The organism is Cyclobacteriaceae bacterium, from assembly GCA_013141055.1.
GTDB lineage: Bacteria > Bacteroidota > Bacteroidia > Cytophagales > Cyclobacteriaceae > ELB16-189.
This window is the reverse complement of sequence record JABFRS010000001.1, coordinates 2,161,649-2,185,292: the sequence shown is the minus strand read 5'-3', so window position 1 is coordinate 2,185,292 and position 23,644 is coordinate 2,161,649. Positions and strand designations below refer to the sequence as shown.

Sequence of the window (23,644 nt, the reverse complement as noted above, 5' to 3'; positions counted from 1 at the left end):
AAAGAGTATAAAAAGGAAATCAGGCCCTGATCTTAGGCGGCTGAAAGATCTCATCCAGATAAGAAGAATGGAAGGATGAGTTGGTAACGAAATGTATGGGCTCGTTAATGCTGATGATGGGTAGGTTAAGCGCTATGTTCTGAGAAGGAATAGCAGTGAAAGGATTTGTTACAGAATGATGACAATCTTTAAAAGGCAGTCTCATGTCTGTGTCATCATGAGGAACATCTGTTTCGTAATGCATCACAAGAAATTGCCAGAAGGTCATGTCTTCAACCTGTGAGCGATGCTCAGTGTAATGTTTCATCAGCAAAGGCAGACGTAAGATCTGATGAAACTCCGTCGAGGAGATCAGATAAACAGTCAGCAGCATGATGATGAGTTTTCCCTTCACAGTACAAATATATGGAAGAACTCATCAATCAAAACAGGCTGAGATTGCCGCCTTTTCTGAATTTTGTCAAATCGTAAGGAGGAATTACGCGACCTGAGAGATATTTCTTTTTTGAAGACCGAAACAATTGATGAATAACATCAGCAATATTTCCCTCACCAGCCATCCTTCTTCCAAAGTTCGAATCATTGACACTTCCACCATGTAACGAACAGATCTGATTCCAAACTTTATCAAACCGATCGGGAAAATTTTTACGAAGCCAGTCTTCAAAGATTTTTCCAATAGATCCATTCAATCTGACAACAGTCATTCCCGCGGAAAGTGCTCCATGTTCAGCGGCAGCTTTAATAAGCATTGGAATTTCATGATGATTTAATCCTGGAATGATTGGTGCCGTCATTATAACGACAGGAATCTTTGCGTTTGTCAAAGCTTCAATTGTTTTAAGTCGCTTTATTGCGCTTGCAGTTCGCGGCTCCATTGCACGACGCAGATCTTCATTAAGTGTGGTAATTGAAATGGCAACGTGAACCAGATTATCGGATGCCAGATCCTGAAGGATATCAATATCGCGTGTGATGAGACTGTTCTTTGTGATGAGACTTACTGGATGGCGATACTTTGCCATTACTTGCAGGATCTTGCGTGTTAGTTCAAACTTACGTTCCTGTGGCTGATAGCAATCGGTGTTGCCTGATAACATGATAGGAGCGGGCTGCCAGTTTTTTGAAAGTAGTTGCTGCTCGAGAACCTGAGCTGCATTTTGCTTAATGATGATCTTGCTTTCAAAATCAAGACCTGCACTAAAGCCGTAGTATTCATGTGTATTTCTTGCATAACAATAAATGCATCCGTGCTCACAACCTTGATAAGGATTCATAGAGTATCCCATTCCAAGATCAGGACTGTCGACCTTATTAATTATCTTTTTCGGATTTTCAATGAAGATCTGAGTGGCAGGTGTTTCAAGCAATGGTTCGTCAAGACCCTCCACATGTTCAGTAACATATTGGGCTTTCAGAAATTTGTTTTCTGTTTTGATCTGTGCTCCCCGACCTTTGAAGTATGAATCCTCCACAAATCAAAAATACTACATTAATTAGTAATTACTATAATAAATAGCATTGATTAATTATATCAACACCCCTTTCACGGAGCTTAAAAACAGTGCTTTTGAGGAAAAGCGAATCAGGCTTTTTATTAAAAGAGAAGATCTGAATCATCAGGAGATTTCGGGAAATAAGCTTTGGAAGCTGAGATACAATATTGAAGAAGCGATCAGACTTGGCAACAATAAGCTGTTGACATTTGGAGGAGCATATTCAAATCATATTTATGCTACGGCGTCAGCAGCAAAGGAAGCGGGTTTAGAAAGTATTGGAGTAGTCCGTGGTGAAGAAACTCTTCCCCTAAACTCCACACTTTCATTCGCAAGAGATAAAGGGATGCATCTTCACTATGTATCAAGAACAGCATACAAGGAGAAAACAGATGACCAGTTTATCCAGACATTAATAAAAGAGTTTGGAAAATTTTATCTGATCCCAGAAGGAGGAACGAACGATTTTGCAATCAAAGGATGTGCTGAGTTTGCGAAGCATCTTTTGGCCGATAATGAATTCGATTATGTCTGTTTGCCGGTAGGTACAGGAGGAACTATTGCAGGGATGATCGTGGGGCTGGATGGTAAGAACGAGGTCCTTGGTGTATCCGTTTTAAAAGATGGAAATTTTTTAAAAAGAAAAATCGATGAACTAATAGAAAATTATTCAGACAGGAAATTTACGAACTGGTCATTGCTTACCTCATATGATCATGGTGGTTATGCAAAAACGACACCTCAACTGACAAAATTTATTTCTGAGATGAGGGAGCAATATAATATTCCACTTGACCATGTTTATACTGGCAAACTAGTCTGGGCAGTGATGGAAGAAATAAAAAAAGGAAGATTCAAAAAAAATTCTTCTATACTAATTCTCCATACGGGAGGATTGCAAGGAGTCAATTAGTTTCTATCCGAAAAGTGCCTGGAATACTTCTGTGAGTTTACCAACGGAATGAATCTTTATCTTACTTCTTGTGAGAGATGTTTTTTGATTGAATTTGGAAACATAGATTTCTTCAAAGCCAAGTTTTTCTGCTTCTGAGATGCGTTGATCAATGCGATTGACGGCCCTGAGTTCGCCACCCAATCCAATCTCGCCAGCGAAACAGATTTTATCAGAAATGGAAACCTCTTCCATCGATGATATAATTGAAATACAAATTGCCAAATCAATAGCGGGATCTTCAACACGAATACCTCCTGCCATGTTTAGAAAGACATCCTGGGTTCCCATCCTAAATCCGCATCTTTTTTCAAGAACTGCCAGCAACATGTTTAATCTTTTCTGATCAAAGCCGGTAGGGGTTCTTTGTGGTGTTCCGTATGAAGCAGGACTTACCAAAGATTGAACTTCGATGAGCAGAGGACGATTGCCTTCAAGTGTTGCAGCAATTGTTGCACCGGTATGAGGCCCGTCTTTTTGTGAGATTAGAATTTCAGATGGATTACTGACTTCTCTCAATCCGGTTCCAAGCATTTCATAGATTCCAATTTCTGCTGTAGAACCAAAACGATTTTTTGTTGTGCGCAGAATACGATACGCCAGATGCTGATCTCCTTCAAACTGAAGAACCGTATCAACCATGTGTTCTAGAACTTTTGGTCCGGCGAGCGAACCGTCCTTCGTGATATGACCGACCAGAAAGACAGGAGTGTTTGTTTCTTTTGCAAACTTCATGAGCTCACCAGCAGTTTGTCTAACCTGGCCAATGCTTCCGGGTGTACTCTCTAATAAAGGAGAGAATAAAGTTTGAATGGAATCAATGATGACAAGCTGAGGCAATAACGACTCAATTGCGAGAAATATATTCTTTGTATTTGTTTCAGTCAGCGTAAAGAAATTTTTTGCACCATTGGCAATGCCAAGACGCTGGGCTCTCATCTTAAGTTGCTGCTCACTTTCTTCACCAGAAACGTAAAGCACTTTCAAACTTTTCAATAAGAGGCCAATTTGAAGCATTAAGGTTGACTTGCCGATGCCGGGCTCTCCTCCGATCAATACCAAAGAACCAGGAACAATGCCTCCTCCCAGCACACGATCGAGTTCCTGGTTGTGAGAAATGATCCGGTTTTCCGTACTCGTCTGAATTTCATCCAGGTTTTTGGGCTGATTAACTTTAGAACGAGTGGTGTCCTGTCGCCAATCATTTTTTTCAGAGCCTTTTGTTACGATTTCTTCAACGAAAGAATTCCATGTTCCACACGAAGGGCATTTACCAAGCCATTTGGAGGCTTCATACCCACAGCTTTGACAGAAAAATTGTGATTTGGATTTGGACACTTATTTATGAGATAGATTAAAGGTCATAAAAGTAAACCTACATTGCTATTTCTTTATAAGAATACGGGGTAAAGAAAAGGGAGGGACCAAATTGTTATAAGAAAAAGAGATATATAGAATTAAATCTGTTAATTTTAATTACCTACCTAACCCCTATTCGATGAAAAGCTTCCTTTTCGCAGTTCTGACTGTGATCCCACTTCTTACATATGCGCAAAAATCTCCTATAAAGTATGGCGACATTCCGATGGAGGATTTGAAAATGACGGTTTACGGCAAAGACTCCTCAGCAGCTGCAGTTGTTCTCGTTGATTTTGGAATAGCACTGATAAAAGAAACCAATGGAGAGACTGGATTATCATTTGAAAGACATACACGGATCAAAATATTGACTAAGGATGGCCTTGAATGGGCTGATGGTTCCATCCTAACCTTCCACAATAATTCAGGAGAAGAGAGGATTTCAAATTTTAAAGCAACTGCCTATAATCTTGAGAATGGTAAAATCGTAGAGACGAAAATCTCTAAGGATGGAATTTTCAAAGAAAAATTTAACAAGAATTTTAACAGACAAAAGTTTACTATCCCTAATGTGAAGGTGGGTACCGTTATTGAATATTCATATACAAAGAACTCAGAGTTTTTTACAGATTTTCCAAGCTGGCAATTTCAAAGAACTATCCCGACCAAGCTAAGTGAATACTGGGCATTAGTTCCGGAGGTGTTTGTATATGAGAAGTATATGCAAGGTTATGTTGCTGTTACCAGATCCGAAGAGAAAAGAATGACTTATTACAATTTTGATGTAAAGGCTTTTCATTATGTTTCTGAAAATGTGCCAGCGTTTAAGAAAGAGCCTTTCATGACTTCTACCGATGATTATATTTCAAGAGTTAACTATGCTCTTGCGTACTATAAACAAAAGGAGATCATGGGAACCTGGGAGAAGCTGAAGGCTGATCTGATGATCGATGATAATTTTGGTAAGGTTATAGATGGCTCAGGGTTTTTGAAAGAAAAAGTAGAAACCCTTACAGCGGGAATCACAGACCCATTGAAAAAGATTGAAGTAATTTCTGATTGGATCAAACAAAATGTTGAGTACGATGGGGAGGAAGACTTCCTGGCTCTTCCATTGAAAAAGATTGTTGAGAAGAAGAAAGGAACATCAGGAGACATTAATCTTTTGATGGCATCCATGCTGGATAAAGCTGGCCTGGAAACAGACATGATACTGCTAAGCACTCGGGATCATGGGTTTATCCGCAAGCAATTTCCCATGACAAAACAGTTTAACTACGTTGTTTGTCTGGTGAGATTGGAAGATAAAAATCTGTTTTTGGATGCAACGGAGAAATATTTACCATTTGATGTTTTGCCAGACAGATGTCTAAACGGGGAGGGTATGGTGGTCTCAAAAAAGAATTTTGGATGGATCAACGTAGCAACGAAAACCAAAGCCAGGACTGCTGTAAACGCCGATCTGAAGCTTGATGCGAGTGGAGAACTTACGGGCAAACTTTCATATGCCAAGGATGGCTATGATGCACAAGGTATGCGGCAATCCTATATCAAGAATGGTGAGGAGGCATATCTGAAGAATTTTATGGCCGATAAGCAATGGCAAATCACAAAAAGTGAATTTCAGGACATAAAAGAGCTCGGTAAACAAACCCGTGAGGCTCACACTGTCACCATTGCAGAGCACACTTCGCAAGCCGGCGATGTAATTTATGTGAATCCGTTTGTAGCTCTTCAATTCACAGAGAACCCATTCAAGACTGAGACTAGAATCTATCCTGTGGATTTTGGAACACCCATTGACAGAACTTACATATGCAAAATAGTAATACCCGATGGTTATGTAGTAGATGAATTACCAAAAAGCAAGTTGCTGGCTTTGCCCGCCAACGCAGGAAAGTATTTGTACAATGCATCTCAAATTGGGAATACCATTAGCATCACGAGTACTTTTCTAATCAATCGAACTCTTTTCGTTCAGGATGAATATCCAAGTCTCAGAGAATTCTATAACCAGGTGGTTGCAAAACAGGCTGAGCAAATTGTTATCAAGAAAAAACAATAGAAGCCATAAACATTATAGCATGAAACCTTATCACCTTATACTTTCCGGGATTCTCTTATTATCGCTTCCGGTTTTCGCCGAGAATAAATATCCGGTAAGTGAAATACCCGATAGTTTAAAAAGCGGCATGTACGCAGTGATTCGCGAAGATCAAACAGTTATTGAGATATTTAGTCTTAATAAGTCTGTGGAGACCGTCCATCGAGTAGTCACGATATTAAATGAAAAGGCGAAAAGTTATGCTGTTGAAGTCGTGTCTTACGATAAGAGTCGGAAAATTTCCTATTTCAGGGGCACTGCATACGATGCAGTTGGAAAAGAGATAAAAAAGCTAAAGCAAAGTGAGATTTATGATCAAAGCGCTATCTCAGGTTTCACTCTCTATGAAGATGACAGAATTAAAAGGGCAGACTTATCTCAGGTGACATATCCATACACTGTCGAATTCGAATATCAAATTCAAAATGACCATTTGTATAGTATCCCCGGATTTCAACTTTATTCAGATGATGAAGTCTCAATTGAGAATATAAATTATTCCGTTTCATACCCTAAGGTATTAACCCCACGATTTAAATTAACTCTGATGCCGGCGGGCGTTAAGAGCCCTGGTGAGGTTAGGGAAACGATAAGCTGGACTTTCAAAAATTTTAAACCAAAAAAATTTGAACCCTACAGCCGACCTCATTCTGAATTGATTCCAAATATTAAGACTGCACCTTCACAATTTGAGTATGGAGGATTCCAAGGCAATATGGTAACATGGAAGGAGTATGGAAAATGGAGTAATGTTTTAATGGAAGGGAGACAGGAGCTTCCTGCAGCAACAAAAGAAAAAGTCATAGAGCTTACAAAAGGTCTTGCTACGCCAGAACTTAAAGTGAAAGCCATTTATGAATTTTTACAAAACAAAACTAGATACGTAAGCATTCAGGAAGGAATAGGTGGAATGCAACCTTTTGCTGCCACAACAGTAGACAACAACGGCTACGGAGATTGCAAAGCGCTATCAAATTATATGGTGTCTCTGTTAAAGGTGGTAGGTATAAAAGGATACTATACTAGAATACGGGCAGGGGAAAATGAACCTGATATAGATCTTGTTTTCTCAAGTCATCAAACGAATCATGTGGTAGTGTCTGTTCCAAATGGAAAGGACACCCTGTGGATGGAATGTACAAGTCAGACAGCTCCGTTTAATTTTATGGGAGCATTTACCGGCGACAGATCTGCCGTGATGATTGATATTGATGGCGGAAAAATTGTGAAAACGCCTGTCTATACTGCAGAGCAGAATAAGCAAACCCGAACCGCAAAAGTCACCGTTGATGTATTAGGCAATGCCAAAGCACAGGTAGTAACAACCTACAAAGGACTTCAATATGAAAACAATAATTTGAGTTTTATTTTGGGTAATCAGTTTGAAGCTCAGAAGAAGTGGGTTCAAAACAATACAGACATTCCAAGCTTCACGATCAACTCAATTGCTATGGCAGATAGAAAAAACAAAATTCCTTCAGCTATTGTGAAATTAGATCTTACGCTTGATCGTTACGCATCTGTTAGTGGAAAGAGGGTTTTTCTCTCACCGAATCTCATGAACAAGACGTCCTTTATTCCTCAAAAGAATACTCAACGGAAAAACGAAATCGTGTGGCCAATGAATTACACAGATATTGACACCATCATTTATACCTTCCCTGAAAACCTTTACCCGGAATTTGTTCCGACGCCAGCAAAAATCACTTCACGATTTGGTGAATATGAAACCAAATTTGATTTCAATGAGGGCAAACTTGTTTACATTCGAAAGATGAAAGTTCTTAAAGGAGTTTATCCGAAGGAATCTTACAATGAGCTCGTTGAATTCTACAAGAGCGTGACAAAGGCGGATAATATAAAGCTGGTTTTTCTTAATAAGACCTGACCCCTACTTAAAAGGGCTATCTGCTTCTTTTGCTAACACATTGTAAACCATTTTGTCCATCATTACAGGAAACCATTTGTTTAAGAAAACAGTGAACTTACCCTGGGTAGTCAGGACAATTATTTTTTTTCTCTTAATGGTCGCCTGATAAATGTGATGTGCGCATTCTTCTGCTGTCATCATGTTTTTTTCATCACGGGGGGAATTTCCCTGAACCTGACCATCTTTTGTAAGTGAACGCTTTCTGATGTTTGAAGTCGTGAAACCCGGACAAGCGGTCAATACATGAACTTCTTTTTTAAGCATCTCTGTTCGGAGCACTTCAAGAAAGCCATTGAGAGCAAATTTAGAAGCGGAGTATCCTGTGCGTCCTGGTAATCCGCGATAACCAGCAATGGATGAAATCCCAATCACTGAACCTTTATTCTTTATGATTTCCGGAAGACAATATTTTGTAGCGTACAGAACACCGTAAAAATTAATATCCATTACTTTTTTTACCACTGACAGATCAACATCTTCAAAGAGTGCGCGCATGGTGATGCCGGCATTGTTGATCAGAATGTCAATTTTTCCATAAACGCGAATAGCCTCTTCAGCCATTTTTTTATTGTCGCCTTCCAGACTTACGTCAGACTGAAAGCCAGTAGCATCAATTCCCTTTTTCTTCAGATCATCAACAGCCAGATCAAGATCAGATTTGTTACGGCCGGTAATAAATATTTTGGAGCCATTTTTTCCAAACTCTTCAGCCATAGCCTTACCAATACCTGAAGATCCGCCAGTGATTATGACAACTTTGCCTTTCATTTTATTTGAATACAGAGCAACAAATGTAATTAAAACATTCGCGTAATTTTGTGCTCATGTTTTTGCTGAAGCTGCTGTCACGCCTGCCACTCACATTCCTATATGTGATTTCTGACCTGATGTTTATTGTCGGTTACTATATCATCCGGTACAGGAGAACAATTGTACAGTCTAACCTCAGGAATTCATTTCCTGAAAAAACAGAAAAACAGATAGCGGGGATTGAGAAAGAATTCTACCGCAATCTCTGTGATTATCCGATTGAAACACTGAAGCTCCTCACGATGTCAAAAGACCAGGTGAGGAAAAGAATAAAGTATAAAAATCCTGAAGTCATTGAGAAATTTGCAGAGAAAGGTCAGGCGATGATCTATTTGACTGCGCATCAGTTCAATTGGGAGTGGATGCTGGCAGGAGTTTGTCTTCAGACTTCTCCACAGGTTTACTATGTTTATCAACAACAGAGCTCACAGTTCTTCGACAACTTCTCTAACATTATTCGTCAAAGATTTGGAGCATTGCCAATCAAACGTGAAAAGGTTGGAAGAGAAGCATTAAAAAAGAAAGGAACCTTGCATGGGCTGGCACTTTTGGCTGATCAGTTTCCGGGACTGAGTCATGATAAACGTTATTGGACTAATTTTTTGCATCAGGATACAGCCTTCTTTCAAGGCATCAATCAACTTGCGATCATTACTCAGTACCCTGTAATATTTTTTGTTAGTAGAAAAGTAAAGCGGGGATATTATGAAGGAGAACTGATTCAGATTGCTGAGCCACCCTATGCAAAGGATGATCTTGTCATCGTTGAGAACTACATTAAAGCAACGGAGAAAATCATCCGTGAACAGCCTGAGGGTTGGTTATGGTCGCATGATCGATGGAAGAAGACCCGAAAAGAGATGGGTGAGGAGTAGAAGCTAATGCTACGCAAGCATCATTTCAATATCCTCGCGTGTGAGAGATTTAACGATGCTTTCTTCTGTGCTGATAAGACTTTCAGATAATCTTAGTTTGTTTTTCTGCAGCTGCAGAATTTTTTCCTCCACAGTATTTCTTGTAATGAACTTGTAGGTGAACACTTTTTTCTTTTGGCCAATGCGATGTGCCCGATCGATCGCCTGGTGCTCAACAGCTGGATTCCACCATGGATCCAGAATAAACACATAATCTGCTTCGGTAAGATTAAGACCAAGACCTCCGGCCTTAATGGAAATCAGGAATATTTTAAGATTAGGATCCTTATTGAATCTTTCAACCTGGTCTTTACGATCCATGCTGGATCCATCAAGGTATGCAAAATCTATCTTCTTGGATTTTAGAAACTCTCTGACAATCTCAAGATGTTTTACGAATTGACTAAAAATTAAAAGCTTGTGTCCTTCCAGTAAAGCATTCTCGATCATGTGGGAAAGATCTTCCAGTTTTCCGGAGTCACCCTTGTAATGAATATCCACCATTTTTGGATGATTGGATATCTGACGAAGTTTCGTGAGTCCTTCCAAAATGGTAATACGTGAATTGTTAAGTCCTTCTTTCTCTATCAGGTCAAGAATTTTATGTCGATAGAATGACTTTGCTTCTTCATACTTCTCCTCTTGTGCAGGAGATAAGTTGGTATAATAGATGTTTTCTACTTTTTCCGGAAGGTCGGTAGCAACCTGAGATTTTAGTCTTCTTAAGATAAACGGCTTGATGATCGCATTCAGTTTTTTCGTCTTTGCTTCATCCTGTCTTTTTTCAATAGGTACCTGGTATTCATTTTTGAAAAACGTTTGCCCACCCAGCAAACCAGGATTGATAAAAGTCATCTGTGACCAAAGATCAAGCGTTGTATTTTCTAATGGTGTTCCGGTTAATGTCAATTTGAAACGCGACTTCAATTGAAGCACGGCTTTCGCAATATTAGAAGTAGGATTTTTAATTACCTGGGATTCATCCAGGATCACATAATGGAAATTGAATTTCTGCAAAGACTCAATATCCAAACGTGTTATTCCGTAAGAGGTGAGAACGATATCATACTTTGAAAAACGTTCAATGTCTTTGTTTCGACCCGTTCCTGTGTAAGTCAGTATTTTCAGGTCAGGTACAAACTTGGCCGCCTCCATTTCCCAGTTGTACAAAAGAGATGTAGGCATGATCAGCAATGATGTACCTGAATTTCCCTTTTCCTTTTCGGATTGGAGAAGAGTGAGGGTTTGAACGGTTTTCCCAAGTCCCATGTCATCTGCGAGGCATCCACCAAGTCTGAATTCGTTGAGAAACCTTAACCAGTTATAACCGGCCTTTTGGTAAGGACGTAATTGACCACTAAAGCCTGCAGGCAAAGGATAATCTTTTACGCCAGTGAAGTTTTCAATATTTCTCAGTCGGTCACTGATGTGAACCTTGGCAAGATTTCCATCCTGAAGTTCTTTTACAAGGTTGAGGTGATATTTATGAAGGACAGGTTTTTCATTCGTGCCATGTGTTTCACTCATGGCAAACAAGTCACCGTACTTAATAAGCCATGCTTCCGGAATAATAGCAATCTCACCGTTGGGAAGCTTGAACTCAACTTTCTTTTTCAGGATGAGCTTACGAAGCTCTTTAAATGAAATCTCATACTCTCCGAAACGAATCTTTGCATGAATATCAAACCAGTCAATACTTTCTTTGACTTCAAGTTCAATTATTGCCTTTCCTACAAAATACTTTTTATCACGATTCTCAGGCTGACTGACTTCAAAACCGAAATTCAATAGATTGACACGATTCTCATTGATCCATGAAAAAGCATGTGCTTTGTCGACCGCTGTTCTGAAAGTTCCCGAAAGAGGCAATCCTAACTTGATCAGCGTCTGCTTGTAGTTTTTTTCTGAATTGATATTTCTTTTAATGCGGTGAAAAATAAAATCATTGTCTTTCTTTTCCATTGAAACACTCACATCACCTGAATCTCCCCGAAAGCGATACTTGCCATATTTAAAGGAAAGATCAAACACAATTTTTCCAGCTTCGTCATTGCTCGGCTTTTCTTCAGGATGTTCTGAGAAGAGAGTAGCGGCTTCTTTTGTATTAGCAGGTGGTAATTCAGAAATAGTAAGAAGCGGATGAGGTTCATAAACATTTTTTACGATCTCAAATCCCTCTACCTCCACATCTTCAAAGCTTGCAATAAGTGAAGTGATAAAATTATTGTAGTAATTCTCTTCCAGGTTTTTTGGAATGACAATATTCTTGCGCGTGAGGAAGGGATTTAATTTTTTCCCATCCACAAACTTATCGAAACCATAAAGCTTTCCATTGACAACAACCCACGCTGGAGTTTTACAAACCATGTAAGCCCCTGCATTTGGAATTTCTACATTCTGATCGTTGTGTGTAATGGTTGGATAGTACGTTGTGTTCTCCTGATTTCGGATAAAGTGAAATTTTACATTAGCGCGTTGATCGGGAACTTCAATTTTTCTCCAGGTAGGCTCACCATCATTGCCCATTTCAAAAAGACGTTTGCCTTTTATTTTTTCAAGAACGGAAGCTCTCCGTTTCTCCATGTAAGCATCTATCTGTTCCTGAAGTAGCTTTTCTTCACCCTTATCTTTTTTGAAGATCTTGGAGAAGAACTCATCAGGCTTCATTATTTTTTTTGAGAAGTGACGAAGCACAGCATCCTGATTCATGCTGTCCATTAAATCTATTAATTCATAATCGCGCTCATCAAGACCCTTTGCAAATTCCTTTGCATTTTTTGATGAGATGTTCTGATGTTGGTAGGTGAGTTTTCCTGTCTCATCCAGACGGACAATGAAGGCTTCAAATATATACCCCAGATACTCGTGCTGGTAGAGCGAGTAAATCAGTTGAAAGGGCTGAGCTGCCGAAACTTTCATGCGATTTTGGGCTAAAAATGTTGTTTTCGCTCTTCAGAAGAAGCTCCAAAACAGAATTTTGGCACTTTTCAGAAAAAGCGGAATTGCAAAATAGGTAATCTCCGGTAAAGTTTTTCAGCTTTTTACGAATGAAACTTACATCACAGATGGTCGATTGAATACGATCTGGAGGCTAAAATGGCTGGTCTGATTGATATCAGTATGCTGAAAACAAGAATTACAGCCGTCGTCAATAGAAAATCGGATACCTGCATCTCGACAGGATAATAGTTAACGATAACGTTCTCCATGCCCATTCCCACAAGGCCAACAGTGTCCTGTAAATAAACCAATGTTGCTCCAAGTAACAGACCGATCCCTGCACCGATCAATGATATGAGCGCACCCTCTGCCAGGAATATTTTTTTTATGAAAGATGAAGGTGCACCGATGGCGGCCAGAATGCTGATATCTTTCTTCTTGTCAATTGCAAGCATCATCAATGAGAAAAACATGTTGATACATCCAACCAGAAGCAGAAGAGATAGTGAGAAGAAAGAAAAAAGCTTTTCGAACTTCAATAACCGATATAAATCCTTGTGCTGCTCTTTGTTTGTGAGCACAACAAAATTTTCTCCTAATACCGATTGAACTTTCTTCTTTACTTCATCAATGTTCAATCCATCGGTTTGCACTTCAAGCGCTGTACGTCTGTTGCCATAATCCAGGAGGTCTTTTGCAAAGCTGATCGGAACGAAAATATAATTTTCATCGAAGTTCTTTTCAATCGCAAATACAGAACCAGGGCGTATACTTTTTCGCGCATACATTTTCGATGGATCGATCGTGCCACTTTTGAAATTTTTGATGTAGAACACCTGAATGGCGTACATATCATCCGTCACCTCAGCAGAAAGAGTATAACGAACCCCTCTTCCAATTATGGCAAATGGAATGCTGTCCTTTTTAAGTTTTAGTTTACCTTCTGTTATGTGACCATCAAGACGATGCTGATCAATAAAATTATCGCTTACACCTTTTATTGTTACTACCATGCTTGCATCCCGATACTTCACATAAGCATAGTCTTCAATGACTTCTGTTATGATCTTAACGCCCTGAATGGATTGAAGGTTCTTCATCATCGAGTCATTGATCTCGAATGATTTTCCTTTTAAGGTTTCAATTTTGAGTTCGGGATCAAAAGAAGTGTACAATGATCCTAACAAAACCTCCAGACCGTTGAAAACAGAAAGCACGATGATCAATGCGGCGGTTACAAAAGCAACGCATATCATTGACAAAATGGAAATTACATTTATGAAATTCTTCTTTCGCCTGGATAGAAAATAACGTCTTGCGAAAAAGAAAGGAAGATTCATTTAATCGAATAAGATTATTTTTCGTCTGGCTCTGCCGGCGGGATATTAAGGCCCTTGAGAATGTCTTCGATGCGCTGTGCACCTTCTTCGGTTTCATCAAGAAAGAAATTCAAATGAGGTATAATGCGCGCCTGATTACGGATGCGATCTCCCAACGCTTTTCTTATTTCTTTTTTCCGATCATCAAGCTTTTCAAGTAAAGACTTTTTGTCCTTAACCAATGCCATGCTAATATATACTCTGGCAACACTCAGGTCTGGACTGATCTTTACATCCATAACAGTCATAAACTCATTTCCCAGAAGACCACGCTGATCTCGTTGGAAGATGTCACTAAGTTCTTTCTGTATCAGCTTGCTGAATTTTTGCTGTCGCACGGTTCCGCTCATGAGAGCAAAGATAGGAAAGTCAAAGAGGAATCGGCCATAGTTTCCATGAACCGAAGCTTCCTCAAGTATTTTTAAGTTATTTGCGCCATAATCAGAATTTTTCGTGCTACGCTACTTCCGCATAAATGATCCTTATCGCCTTTTCAGCCTGCTGATACTTCTTGTATTGGCCAGTCTTCCTCTATTAATCGATTTACCAGCGATGACCCTTCAGGAATTAAAAGGAATGGTGTTGGGAGAAGTGATGGGAGAGAAATTACTATATGTAGAAATCATAGATAGCACTGCACCACTGATGGCCGTTACAGATGGGCTTCTTGACTTTCTGTTTGGAAGATCTCTGATGGCGCGTCATATCCTTGCGTTGATTGTAATTTTTTTTCAGGCCTCTTATTTCGGAATTCTGTTAATTAACAATAAGGCCTATAACGAGAACAACTATGTACCGGCTCTCATTTTCGGGTTCTTATGCTTTTTCTCATTTGATTTACTGGCGATCACACCCGAGTTATTTGCATCTACCTTGCTGCTTCTGGCATTGAATAATCTCTTTAAAGAAATTGAATTCCGCGTTGACAGAGATTCGATCGTATTGAATCTTGGATTCTTTTTAGGAATGTCATCGCTCTTTGTATTTTCTTATACAGTATTCCTGATAGGAACGGTTTTCATTCTTATAATCTTTGCCAGGGCTACCATAAGAAAAATTCTATTGTTGTTCTTTGGGTATGGTCTTGTTCATGGAATACTCATGATCGTCTACTATTGTTATGGACAAACTGATGCACTCTGGTCTCACTTTTATGTGGCGAACGTTACCCAGCTGAGCTCAGGAATTGTTTCCATGAAGTCCATTTTAACCCTTGGCATTGTACCATTGATCTACTTTGTTATTTCGCTTTTCATGCTGACACGAGAAGCCAGGTTTACAAAGTATCAATCACAACTTTTTCAGGTGATCTTTTTATGGTTAGGAATAGCCATGCTGCAAACCTGGTTGACTGCAGGTCGTACTCCACATAGTTTCCTTACATTCATTCCACCCATTGCATATTTTATCAGCCATTATTTATTGTTGATCCGAAGAAAATTTATTGCGGAAACCATGTTATGGTTATTGATCATTGGATTGATCTCTGTTAATATTCTATCTCGCCACAAAGTCTTCGATCAGATTGACTACAGCGCAATGTTTCCATCTGAATCAATTTATGAGAAGACAATTGTTGGCAGAAAAGTTATGATCGTTGGTGATGACATTTCTCTATTAAAACAAAACAAACTTGCCGGATACTTTTTGGATTGGGAATTATCAAGCAAGTATTTTGATGGGCCGGATTACTATGAGAACATCATAAAAATCAACAAAGCAGTTGCCGAAGATGTTCCAGACGTAATCATTGATGAGGCGGGAAAAATGGAGCCTTTCATTGAGAGAATCCCAATGATCAAAAGTCATTACCGGAAGGACAATGGAATTTACTGGAGACGTTAACAGCTGATCTTTTCAACGCGGCGTGTATGGCGGCCACCCTCAAACTCGGTAGTTAAAAACTTATTGGTAATCTGTTCTGCAAGCTCAGGACTAATGTAACGAGCCGGTAGGCACAAGACGTTTGCATTGTTGTGCTGACGGGCTAAAGCAGCAAGTTCTTCCAGCCAGCAAAGTGCAGCCCGGATCCCCTGATGCTTGTTTGCTGTGATAGCAATTCCATTTCCGCTTCCGCAGATAAGTATTCCTTGCTCAAATTCTTTTTTCTCGACAGCGAGCGACAATGGATGTGCATAATCAGCATAGTCAGTAGATTCAAGACTATACGTCCCGAAATCTTTTACTGTATGGCCTTGCTGCTCAAGCTTCTTTTTAATGATCTCTTTTAATTCAAAGCCTGCATGATCAGATCCAATCGCTAGTTTTTTCATGATGGATTTATTTGAGCCTCTTCGCGAGCTTCACGCTCTTCCTGTTTACGCTTTCCGCGAATGACGCCTGCAGATATGAAGATACTGATTTCGTAAAGCAGGAACAATGGCATTGAGATCAACACCTGGCTTAATGGATCAGGAGGCGTAACGATGGCACCAATGATCAGAATCACAACAATTGCATGTCGACGATACGTGCGCATAAACTGTGGAGTCAGCACTCCAATCTTTGTCATGAAATAAACAACCACAGGCAATTGAAACAATAAACCACTTCCAAAGACAAGAGCTACAATTGTTGAAACGTATGATGTGATGTCAAATTCATTCTGGATCATCGTGCTGATGGAATAGGTAGAAAAGAACAACGTCATCATCGGGCAAAGAATAAAATAGCCAAAGGAGATTCCTAGAATGAATAAAAATGAAACCGCGAAGACAGCACCGCTAGAACCTTTCGCTTCATTTTGACGAAGTCCTGGTTTTACAAAACTCCAGATCTCCCAGAAAACATAAGGGAAAGCAACAATAAATCCGATTACGAAAGCAGCAAGGACCTGCATTGTAAACTGACCTGTCATATACCGGCTTTGCACCTTGAAATCAAAAGGAGGAAAGCAAAGACTCTCTGTTCCTAAATAGTTTCCTATGTCGCAAAGCCATTTGAACGTTGGAAAATCAATTCTTGCGGGAGCAAAAATGATATTCTCAAATATCCATGGAGCGGCCACAAAACCAACAATCGTAAAAACTGCTACAGCGACTATGGAACGAACTACGTGCCAGCGGAGCTCCTCGAGATGATCGAGGAAAGACATTTCTTTTTCTTCACTCATAAATATTAACTCCTAAAGAGTTCTTCACAAATATCCCGCGAAAGTCAATGGATTCAGCCGGAAATAAAAATTTAAAGATTAGCTATAAAGGGGAAACTTCTTCATAAAGGCGTTCACCTTGCGCTTTACACCCTTGAGATGCTTTTCATCAGTTGGTTTTTTCAATGCTTCATCAATGAAATCAACGACCTTAATGACATCCTTTTCTTTCAGGCCGCGACTGGTGATAGCCGGTGTTCCGATGCGCATTCCCGATGTCACCATCGGTGATTGAGTATCAAAAGGAACCATGTTTTTATTGATAGTAATGTCCGCCTTGATAAGACTTTCTTCAGCAATTTTGCCAGTGAGATTCTTTGAGCGAAGATCAATCAACATCAGGTGATTGTCTGTTCCACCTGAAATGATCTTGTAGCCACGTTTTAGAAAATCATCGGCCATCGCTTTTGCATTCTTGGCAACCTGAACGATGTAGGTCATATACTCATCGCTCATCGCCTCTTGAAACGCAATGGCTTTCGCCGCGATAACATGCTCCAATGGACCTCCCTGTGTTCCGGGAAAAACTCCTGAATCAAGAAGGGAAGAAATTTTTCTGATCTCTCCTTTTGGAGTTTTTAGTCCCCATGGGTTATCAAAATTTTTGCCGATCATGATCAATCCACCACGAGGTCCCCTTAGAGTTTTATGAGTCGTTGTTGTAACAATATGACAATGCTCCATCGGATCGTTCAACAAGCCGCGTGCAATCAATCCCGCAGGATGAGACACATCTGCTAAAAGCAAAGCGCCAACAGAATCAGCAGCTTCACGCAATTTTTTATAATCCCAGTCACGACTGTAAGCAGAAGCGCCGCAGATTACCATCTTAGGTTTTTCACGCTTAGCGATCTCTATTACTTTATCAAAGTCAATCAATCCTGTTTCCTGTTCGACACCGTAAAATGATGGCTGATATAGTTTTCCTGAAAAGTTAACAGGAGATCCGTGAGTCAGGTGACCACCATGTGAAAGATCGAATCCAAGAATTTTATCGCCTGGCTTCAGACATGCAAGCATAACTGCTGCATTGGCCTGAGCCCCTGAGTGAGGTTGAACATTCGCCCACTCGGCACCGAAAAGTTCTTTCACGCGATCAATGGCAAGCTGTTCTATTTCATCTACGACTTCGCATCCGCCATAATATCTTTTGCCGGGAAGTCCTTCTGCATATTTGTTAGTCAGCACAGTACCCTGTGCTTTCATAACCTGTGTCGAGACAAAATTCTCAGAAGCAATAAGCTCTATGCCATTTTGCTGACGATGTTTTTCTTTTTCGATGAGGTCGAAAATGATTTTATCTTTCTTCATAACAGGATTTATGGATTTTCAGATTGATTACAGAATTGCTTTACCGGGCAAAAATAGCGTGGTAATATGATTGAAGCTATTTTATTCAAGGAGCGGTATAAAGAATCGTTGATTACCAGCTTCCGCTACTTCCACCGCCGCCGAAACTTCCGCCACCACCGGAGAAGCCGCCACCGCCACCTCCTCCGCCCCAGCCACTGCCGCCACCTCCATACCAACCTCCACCGGATGACCACCCACCGCCAGCGCGATTTTTCTTTGCGGAATCAGCCATTTGCTGAGCAATACCCTGTCCCCAGGCTGTCCTTGATAGAATTACTTTCAGAATTGGGAAGCTTATAAGATAAGTGATGAGGATGATCCAACCAGATGACGCGCTTNCAAATGCTGCTCCTGGAAATATCGCATAGAATGGAGAAAGGAATCCATAAAGTCCCCAGCCAGCACAACCCTTTGTAAACAAGGCAGAGTAGGTGAACATTCCCAACACTGCAATGATGATTAAGCCAAAGAGAACACCACCACCCTTGCCGTTACCCTTCAAGCTAATTTTATCTGCTTTGTATTCACCTTTGATTGCCTGATTGATTGCATCCACTGCCGCAACAACACCACCATCAAAATCTCCCTGCCTGAATTGCGGCGCCATTTCATTTCGGATGATACGATTACAAATTGCATCAGGAAGTGGTCCTTCAAGTCCCTGACCGACTTCAATGCGCATCTTGTGTTCAGCAATAGAGATTGCCATTACGATTCCGTTGTCTTTATCTTTTTGACCAAGTTTCCATTCTTCAGCAGCACGCAAAGCATACTGTTCTATATTTTCTCCTTCCAAAGAGGGCACAATCAGAATGGCCATTTGATTGGAAGTAGAGTCTTCAAATGATTTCAGCTTTGATTCAAGGAGATCGATGGTTTGCTGAGATAGAACTTTTGCCTCATCGTGAACGCGCATGTTCCACAGTTGGGGAATTTTTTGCTGAGCAATTGACTCCTGAGGGAAGAGAAAAAAAGAGGTTAACCCAAAAAATATAAATAAGCAGAAACGAATCATGTTAATTGAGGTGAGGAGTGTGATATTAATTTTCAATGCGTAGATCATCCCGCAATTCATTTATGTCATCCGGAGTTTTGACAAATCCTTTTTCAAGAAGCAGATCTCCGCATTTTAATATAGATGCTTCAATTCCTTCCGCCACTTTTCCCATTCGGATCTTTTCAATGATGTTGCCTACGATCTTATCCCACTCCTTTTGATCTACTACTTTGCTAATACCCCGGTCAGCCATGACCATCACCTCATGTTCGAAAAATGATACGAAGATCATGATGCCAGTACGATGACGTGTGTTGAAAACTTCTTCTTCAAGAAAAGCATTTTCAGCACGCTTGCGGGTAGCCTGATCCATATGCGTCTGATTTAGCATAAGGCGTTTCAGGGGCCCTATGTTGTGGGTTGCAAAAGCACCGATTAATCCGGCAATGATTACTGACAGAAAAATCATAAGCGGATCATAAACAGCAAACGTGGAGGCGTATTGATCAGGAATGTATCGGTCGATAGCAATTATTGCAAGAAAGAATACAGCAGAAAAAATCATGGCTCCACGGTAGTTGGCGATGGTATAAAAGCCACTTCGTTCAACAAAAACCGGTACGATCTCTCCGGAAATTTTTTCTTCCGCCTGCTTCACAGCGGCCTTGATACGATCAAGGTCCTGTGGTGTAAATCTGTTTTTGAGTGACATAATATTTATTTCAAAAGATGATCCGTTGGGTGTCTTTTCAGAATCGCTGCAAAGAGGCAACAAATTTAATAATACCCAGCCACTTCCATAATCATGGATTATTTGAGGGTATAGACGAAATCAGGTCAGGTATTGGTTTAAAAAAAGTAACTTTCTATCAGGCTATTTTAAACGTGTCATCATGGATCTCTCAAAGCTTCACCAGGTTCTTCATTGGATCAACGATGGAAAAATCAAGGAACTGGAAGATGTTTTTAATCAGTCTGCCCAATTGAAAACAATCGGAGTATCAATTGATATATCTGATCTGAAGCATCCTGCTGTTGTGATTAAGAAAGTAGAAGATATTCATCGTGGAGGAATAGGAGGAGACGCCGTAAATGGTGGAATAATTTCAATGCTCATAGATTTAGCGATCGGTTTGCTGGGGCTGCCATATTATGGTGAAGGCCTCACCGCCACCCATCATCTGTCAATTCATTTTATCAAGCCATTGAATGCCCTAGCCGTAAGACTGGAAGCAGAGGAAACACATGTTATCAATAACAGGGTTTTTGGGCATGTAAAAGTTATGAATGAAAAAGGTGAGGTGTGCTCCTATGCCACCGGGGTTTTAGTGAAAGGAATAAGAAAGCAGTAATTAGATTTTCTTACCCTTCCATTTACCAGAACGAACATAAAAGAACGCCATGCTGAACATGCTCATCCAGTAAACCCATTCACTTGCCCATCCCCATGTGATAGGAAGATTGAGATATTCCAGAGTGACATAAACATAGACACAGTAAAGAATAATAGTGATCAGCTCAATGAGAAGATTGATTTGTGTATTCCCTGTGCCTGTAACCGCATTCAACCAAACAACTCCAAAAGACATCATTATCAATGCAACAGAAACAATCCTGACAACAGGAATTGCTTCCGAGATGAATTCCGGCCCTTGTCCGTAAAATGAAAGGAAAGCAGTTGGAAATGCATTGAGAGCAATCACAATCACTACTGAACAACTCACACTGATCTTAATTATCTTTCTGATAAGAGGTAAAACTTCTTCCTCCCTGCCCTGCCCTATAATATTACTTACCATTGTACTCGTTGTGGCGGCAAATGACCATGAGAAAATTCCTGCGAGACCAAAGATGTTACGCATGGTATTTGAGATTGCCAGCGAACGTTCGCCATGATGCTCAATGAGAATGTAAAAATATTCCCAGGTAATAATGCTGATAGCATATTGTGCGATCAAAGGAGAGGACTGAACAATTATCAATCGGAAGGCCGGCCAGTCTATTTTGATATCTACAAAGAAGGCAAACTGCTGGTGAATTTTCTTATAATGGATAACCAGATAGATGACAAGCAAACCAGTAGCCTCAGCAATGATGGATGCATATGCTGCACCATTGAATCCGATTGCCGGCATTCCAAAGTGACCATAGATAAAACTGTAATCCAGAATAATGTTTGTGAATGCTTCGGCCATGGTGCCCCACACCAGTAAGCGGGTCTGATTCGTCCCCACCAGTAAAGCATTCCTCATTCCATAGAGGTAGAGAAAAGGCAATCCCCAGATGCGAATGAGAATGAAATCAATGACCTGATTAGCAACCTGCGGATTATGAATGGTTGCCCTCAACACCATAGGAGCAAAAAGATATGTAATGATAATGCCAACAAATGCGAAGGCGATCGATACCCACACTCCGTGGTAGAACAACTTTCCAATCTCTCTTGGTAGATTTTGTCCGGCTCTTCTGGCAATGAGCGCCTGAAGACCATTGTTTAGCCCATTGGCGATGACGGCAAAAATGAGATAATAAACGCCTGTGATCCCCGCGCTGGCAAGTTCAGATTCTCCCAACCCACTTAAGAATATATTATTGGTAATAAAGTTGATCTGCGGAACCACCAGTGCCAATGATATCGGCAGAGCAAGACCAAGAATCTGGCGGGTAGAGGTTTGAAGACGTAGATCCTGAGATGAAGACATGCCTGGTTATTAAAACCGGGGCGAAGATCGTTGAAAAGAAATTAAAGAGTGTCAGAAGTAAAAAATGAAAGAACAGTATGTTTTATTTTTGTGTTAAATGTTTGAACTATGAAAAACTCTGCAGTCATACTTTTGGTTCTTCTGATCTGTTCATGCAGTTCACCAGCATCTGAATCCTCTTCAATCCTATCAGCTGAGAAATTTCAGGAAGAGTTAATGTCTGATCCGGAAATTATTTTGCTGGACATCCGTACACCACAGGAAGTTAGTGAAGGATCAATTAAAGGATCTGTCAACATTGATTACAGTTCAGGAAGATTTGATAAGATCCTTGACAGCCTGGACCATTCAAAAACATACTTTGTCTATTGTGCAGGAGGCAAGAGAAGTGGTGCTGCAGTTGACCTCATGAAAGAGAAAGGTTTTCGACACGTCTCCGGACTTGAGGGCGGATTGAATGCGTGGAAAGCGAAAGAGTTTCCTGTGCAGCAACCTTAACATTTAGTCAGGAAGATATTTTTGAAATCTTCCGAAAGACCATGTTCCGATAATCGCACTCAAAAGTGTGACAACTGTAACAGAATATCCTGAACCGATTTGTGCATACAACGGACCCGGACATGCGCCTGTCAGTACCCATCCACATCCAAAGATAAGTCCTCCGATTATGATACCATGATGGTATTTCTTTTCTGGCATCTTGATGAGATCGCCTTCGAACGTTTTCATTTTCATTTTGCGAATAATAAAGAGACTTAGAGCACCGATTGGAACAGCAGTCATAAAAATTCCAAACATGTGAAAGCTCTCGAATCGGAACATTTCCTGAATGCGATACCATGATATGGCTTCTCCTTTTGTAAGTGCCAATCCGAAAACAACTCCGACAATCAGGTATTTAATATTTTTCACAATGAGAGAATGAATGGTAGAACAAAATGACTGAAAAGAATACCTCCAACGAAGAAGCTAACGATTGCCACCAGTGATGGCCACTGCAAAGCGGATAATCCAAGAATACCATGACCAGATGTACATCCCCCTGCATAGCGTGTTCCGAAACCAACCAGAAAGCCACCAACCACCATTAGTAAGAACCCCTTGATTGTTAAGAGCGAACTCCAGTTAAATAGTTCTACAGGCATTAAACCTTTTGGATCATTTAACTGAAAAGCAGAGAGGAAGTTGAGGGTAGAGGATGAGATACGTTCAGGATCGGGATTTGCGAGAAGAATTCCACCGATCAATCCACCAATGAATATTCCAATGATGAAGTATAAGTTCCAGATATCTTTCTTCCAGTTGTAATGAAAGAGTGAGATGTTGCCAGGTGCGCAGATCGCACAGATTTGTCTGAGTGTTGATGAGATCCCAAGACTTTTATTGCCAAGCAGCAGAAGCAATGGTACTGTTAATCCAATGATTGGCCCGGAGACATACCAGGGCCAGGGAGCGTAAAGAATATTCATGGCTAAAAATACAAAAGTCTATTAATCCTGTAGACTTTTAAATCTGCAGGAGTGTCGACCGATTTTTATTCATGGAATTCCCTGTTTT

General features: G+C 40.3%; 22 protein-coding genes. 7 read left to right on the top strand and 15 right to left on the bottom strand.

The window, feature by feature from the left end; translation table 11 throughout:
* Nucleotides 1–19: 19 nt before the first annotated feature.
* Complete coding sequence (locus tag HOP08_09820) at nt 20–394, bottom strand: hypothetical protein (GenBank protein NOT75214.1); 375 nt, start codon at nt 392–394, stop codon at nt 20–22.
* 28 nt (nt 395–422) lie between these two features.
* Nucleotides 423–1,475 (bottom strand): PA0069 family radical SAM protein, encoded by a 1,053-nt coding sequence (locus HOP08_09815; GenBank protein NOT75213.1) that lies wholly within the window; start codon nt 1,473–1,475, stop codon nt 423–425.
* 58 nt (nt 1,476–1,533) lie between these two features.
* Between HOP08_09815 and HOP08_09810 the strand changes: the two genes are divergently transcribed.
* Nucleotides 1,534–2,409 (top strand): 1-aminocyclopropane-1-carboxylate deaminase/D-cysteine desulfhydrase, encoded by an 876-nt coding sequence (locus HOP08_09810; GenBank protein NOT75212.1) that lies wholly within the window; start codon nt 1,534–1,536, stop codon nt 2,407–2,409.
* Nucleotides 2,410–2,412: 3 nt separating this feature from the next.
* Here HOP08_09810 and radA read toward each other — a convergent pair whose 3' ends face one another.
* Nucleotides 2,413–3,786, bottom strand: a complete 1,374-nt coding sequence (gene radA, locus HOP08_09805) for a DNA repair protein RadA (GenBank protein ID NOT75211.1) — start codon at nt 3,784–3,786, stop codon at nt 2,413–2,415.
* A gap of 160 nt (nt 3,787–3,946) precedes the next feature.
* Between radA and HOP08_09800 the strand changes: the two genes are divergently transcribed.
* Complete coding sequence (locus HOP08_09800; protein NOT75210.1) at nt 3,947–5,872, top strand: DUF3857 and transglutaminase domain-containing protein; 1,926 nt, start codon at nt 3,947–3,949, stop codon at nt 5,870–5,872.
* 19 nt (nt 5,873–5,891) lie between these two features.
* Nucleotides 5,892–7,799 (top strand): DUF3857 domain-containing transglutaminase family protein, encoded by a 1,908-nt coding sequence (locus tag HOP08_09795; GenBank protein ID NOT75209.1) that lies wholly within the window; start codon nt 5,892–5,894, stop codon nt 7,797–7,799.
* 3 nt (nt 7,800–7,802) lie between these two features.
* Here the strand turns inward: HOP08_09795 and HOP08_09790 are convergent, their stop codons facing one another.
* Entirely contained in the window at nt 7,803–8,609 is an 807-nt protein-coding gene (locus tag HOP08_09790) for an SDR family oxidoreductase (GenBank protein ID NOT75208.1), read from the bottom strand.
* A 56-nt stretch (nt 8,610–8,665) separates the two neighbouring features.
* Between HOP08_09790 and HOP08_09785 the strand changes: the two genes are divergently transcribed.
* A complete protein-coding gene (locus HOP08_09785; protein NOT75207.1) occupies nt 8,666–9,526 on the top strand; it encodes a lysophospholipid acyltransferase family protein in 861 nt (286 codons plus the stop codon).
* Between the two features lie 9 nt (nt 9,527–9,535).
* Here HOP08_09785 and HOP08_09780 read toward each other — a convergent pair whose 3' ends face one another.
* The 3 genes from HOP08_09780 to rbfA all read right to left on the bottom strand — a co-directional run bounded on the left by HOP08_09780 (nt 9,536) and on the right by rbfA (nt 14,234).
* Nucleotides 9,536–12,484 carry a DEAD/DEAH box helicase gene (locus HOP08_09780; protein NOT75206.1) on the bottom strand — a complete coding sequence of 983 codons (2,949 nt, stop codon included), beginning with the start codon at nt 12,482–12,484 and terminating at the stop codon, nt 9,536–9,538.
* 140 nt (nt 12,485–12,624) lie between these two features.
* Complete coding sequence (locus HOP08_09775; GenBank protein NOT75205.1) at nt 12,625–13,761, bottom strand: ABC transporter permease; 1,137 nt, start codon at nt 13,759–13,761, stop codon at nt 12,625–12,627.
* A 98-nt stretch (nt 13,762–13,859) separates the two neighbouring features.
* Nucleotides 13,860–14,234: a 30S ribosome-binding factor RbfA gene (gene rbfA, locus HOP08_09770; protein ID NOT75204.1), complete on the bottom strand. Its 375-nt coding sequence runs from the start codon at nt 14,232–14,234 to the stop codon at nt 13,860–13,862.
* Between the two features lie 103 nt (nt 14,235–14,337).
* On the opposite strand from rbfA, the gene HOP08_09765 reads away from it, so the two are divergent.
* Nucleotides 14,338–15,729, top strand: a complete 1,392-nt coding sequence (locus tag HOP08_09765; protein NOT75203.1) for a hypothetical protein — start codon at nt 14,338–14,340, stop codon at nt 15,727–15,729.
* Here HOP08_09765 and rpiB read toward each other — a convergent pair.
* From rpiB to HOP08_09740, 5 genes are all read right to left on the bottom strand, one after another.
* Nucleotides 15,726–16,157: a ribose 5-phosphate isomerase B gene (gene rpiB / locus HOP08_09760; GenBank protein ID NOT75202.1), complete on the bottom strand. Its 432-nt coding sequence runs from the start codon at nt 16,155–16,157 to the stop codon at nt 15,726–15,728. The two genes, HOP08_09765 and rpiB, sit on opposite strands and share 4 nt — an antisense overlap.
* Nucleotides 16,154–16,996 carry a twin-arginine translocase subunit TatC gene (tatC, locus tag HOP08_09755; protein NOT75201.1) on the bottom strand — a complete coding sequence of 281 codons (843 nt, stop codon included), beginning with the start codon at nt 16,994–16,996 and terminating at the stop codon, nt 16,154–16,156. Before tatC ends, rpiB begins: the two co-directional genes overlap by 4 nt.
* Nucleotides 16,997–17,074: 78 nt before the next feature.
* Nucleotides 17,075–18,346 (bottom strand): serine hydroxymethyltransferase, encoded by a 1,272-nt coding sequence (locus HOP08_09750; GenBank protein NOT75200.1) that lies wholly within the window; start codon nt 18,344–18,346, stop codon nt 17,075–17,077.
* A 112-nt stretch (nt 18,347–18,458) separates the two neighbouring features.
* Complete coding sequence (locus tag HOP08_09745; protein NOT75199.1) at nt 18,459–19,304, bottom strand: hypothetical protein; 846 nt, start codon at nt 19,302–19,304, stop codon at nt 18,459–18,461.
* 124 nt (nt 19,305–19,428) lie between these two features.
* Entirely contained in the window at nt 19,429–20,097 is a 669-nt protein-coding gene (locus HOP08_09740; protein NOT75198.1) for a hypothetical protein, read from the bottom strand.
* A gap of 181 nt (nt 20,098–20,278) precedes the next feature.
* On the opposite strand from HOP08_09740, the gene HOP08_09735 reads away from it, so the two are divergent.
* Nucleotides 20,279–20,737, top strand: a complete 459-nt coding sequence (locus HOP08_09735; protein ID NOT75197.1) for a PaaI family thioesterase — start codon at nt 20,279–20,281, stop codon at nt 20,735–20,737.
* On the opposite strand, the gene HOP08_09730 is transcribed toward HOP08_09735, so the two are convergent.
* The gene (locus HOP08_09730) at nt 20,738–22,087 is read right to left on the bottom strand and encodes an MATE family efflux transporter (protein ID NOT75196.1); all 1,350 of its coding nucleotides are present in this window, start codon (nt 22,085–22,087) and stop codon (nt 20,738–20,740) included.
* A gap of 108 nt (nt 22,088–22,195) precedes the next feature.
* Between HOP08_09730 and HOP08_09725 the strand changes: the two genes are divergently transcribed.
* Nucleotides 22,196–22,585: a rhodanese-like domain-containing protein gene (locus HOP08_09725; GenBank protein NOT75195.1), complete on the top strand. Its 390-nt coding sequence runs from the start codon at nt 22,196–22,198 to the stop codon at nt 22,583–22,585.
* A gap of 3 nt (nt 22,586–22,588) precedes the next feature.
* Here HOP08_09725 and HOP08_09720 read toward each other — a convergent pair whose 3' ends face one another.
* Both HOP08_09720 and HOP08_09715 read right to left on the bottom strand, forming a co-directional pair.
* Nucleotides 22,589–22,909, bottom strand: coding sequence for a YeeE/YedE family protein (locus HOP08_09720; GenBank protein NOT75194.1), 321 nt, complete (start codon nt 22,907–22,909; stop codon nt 22,589–22,591).
* Between the two features lie 86 nt (nt 22,910–22,995).
* Nucleotides 22,996–23,556 carry a YeeE/YedE family protein gene (locus HOP08_09715; GenBank protein NOT75193.1) on the bottom strand — a complete coding sequence of 187 codons (561 nt, stop codon included), beginning with the start codon at nt 23,554–23,556 and terminating at the stop codon, nt 22,996–22,998.
* Nucleotides 23,557–23,644 lie beyond the last annotated feature (88 nt).

Coding starts and splice junctions, on each gene's coding strand:
- HOP08_09800 (NOT75210.1), top strand. CDS start 3,947: ATGAAAAGCTTCCTTTTCGCAGTTCTGACTGTGATCCCACTTCTTACA.
- HOP08_09795 (NOT75209.1), top strand. CDS start 5,892: ATGAAACCTTATCACCTTATACTTTCCGGGATTCTCTTATTATCGCTT.
- HOP08_09790 (NOT75208.1), bottom strand. CDS start 8,609: ATGAAAGGCAAAGTTGTCATAATCACTGGCGGATCTTCAGGTATTGGT.
- HOP08_09785 (NOT75207.1), top strand. CDS start 8,666: ATGTTTTTGCTGAAGCTGCTGTCACGCCTGCCACTCACATTCCTATAT.
- HOP08_09780 (NOT75206.1), bottom strand. CDS start 12,484: ATGAAAGTTTCGGCAGCTCAGCCCTTTCAACTGATTTACTCGCTCTAC.
- HOP08_09775 (NOT75205.1), bottom strand. CDS start 13,761: ATGATATGCGTTGCTTTTGTAACCGCCGCATTGATCATCGTGCTTTCT.
- rbfA (NOT75204.1), bottom strand. CDS start 14,234: ATGAGCGGAACCGTGCGACAGCAAAAATTCAGCAAGCTGATACAGAAA.
- rpiB (NOT75202.1), bottom strand. CDS start 16,157: ATGAAAAAACTAGCGATTGGATCTGATCATGCAGGCTTTGAATTAAAA.
- tatC (NOT75201.1), bottom strand. CDS start 16,996: ATGAGTGAAGAAAAAGAAATGTCTTTCCTCGATCATCTCGAGGAGCTC.
- HOP08_09750 (NOT75200.1), bottom strand. CDS start 18,346: ATGAAGAAAGATAAAATCATTTTCGACCTCATCGAAAAAGAAAAACAT.
- HOP08_09740 (NOT75198.1), bottom strand. CDS start 20,097: ATGTCACTCAAAAACAGATTTACACCACAGGACCTTGATCGTATCAAG.
- HOP08_09735 (NOT75197.1), top strand. CDS start 20,279: ATGGATCTCTCAAAGCTTCACCAGGTTCTTCATTGGATCAACGATGGA.
- HOP08_09730 (NOT75196.1), bottom strand. CDS start 22,087: ATGTCTTCATCTCAGGATCTACGTCTTCAAACCTCTACCCGCCAGATT.
- HOP08_09725 (NOT75195.1), top strand. CDS start 22,196: ATGAAAAACTCTGCAGTCATACTTTTGGTTCTTCTGATCTGTTCATGC.
- HOP08_09720 (NOT75194.1), bottom strand. CDS start 22,909: ATGTTCCGATTCGAGAGCTTTCACATGTTTGGAATTTTTATGACTGCT.
- HOP08_09715 (NOT75193.1), bottom strand. CDS start 23,556: ATGAATATTCTTTACGCTCCCTGGCCCTGGTATGTCTCCGGGCCAATC.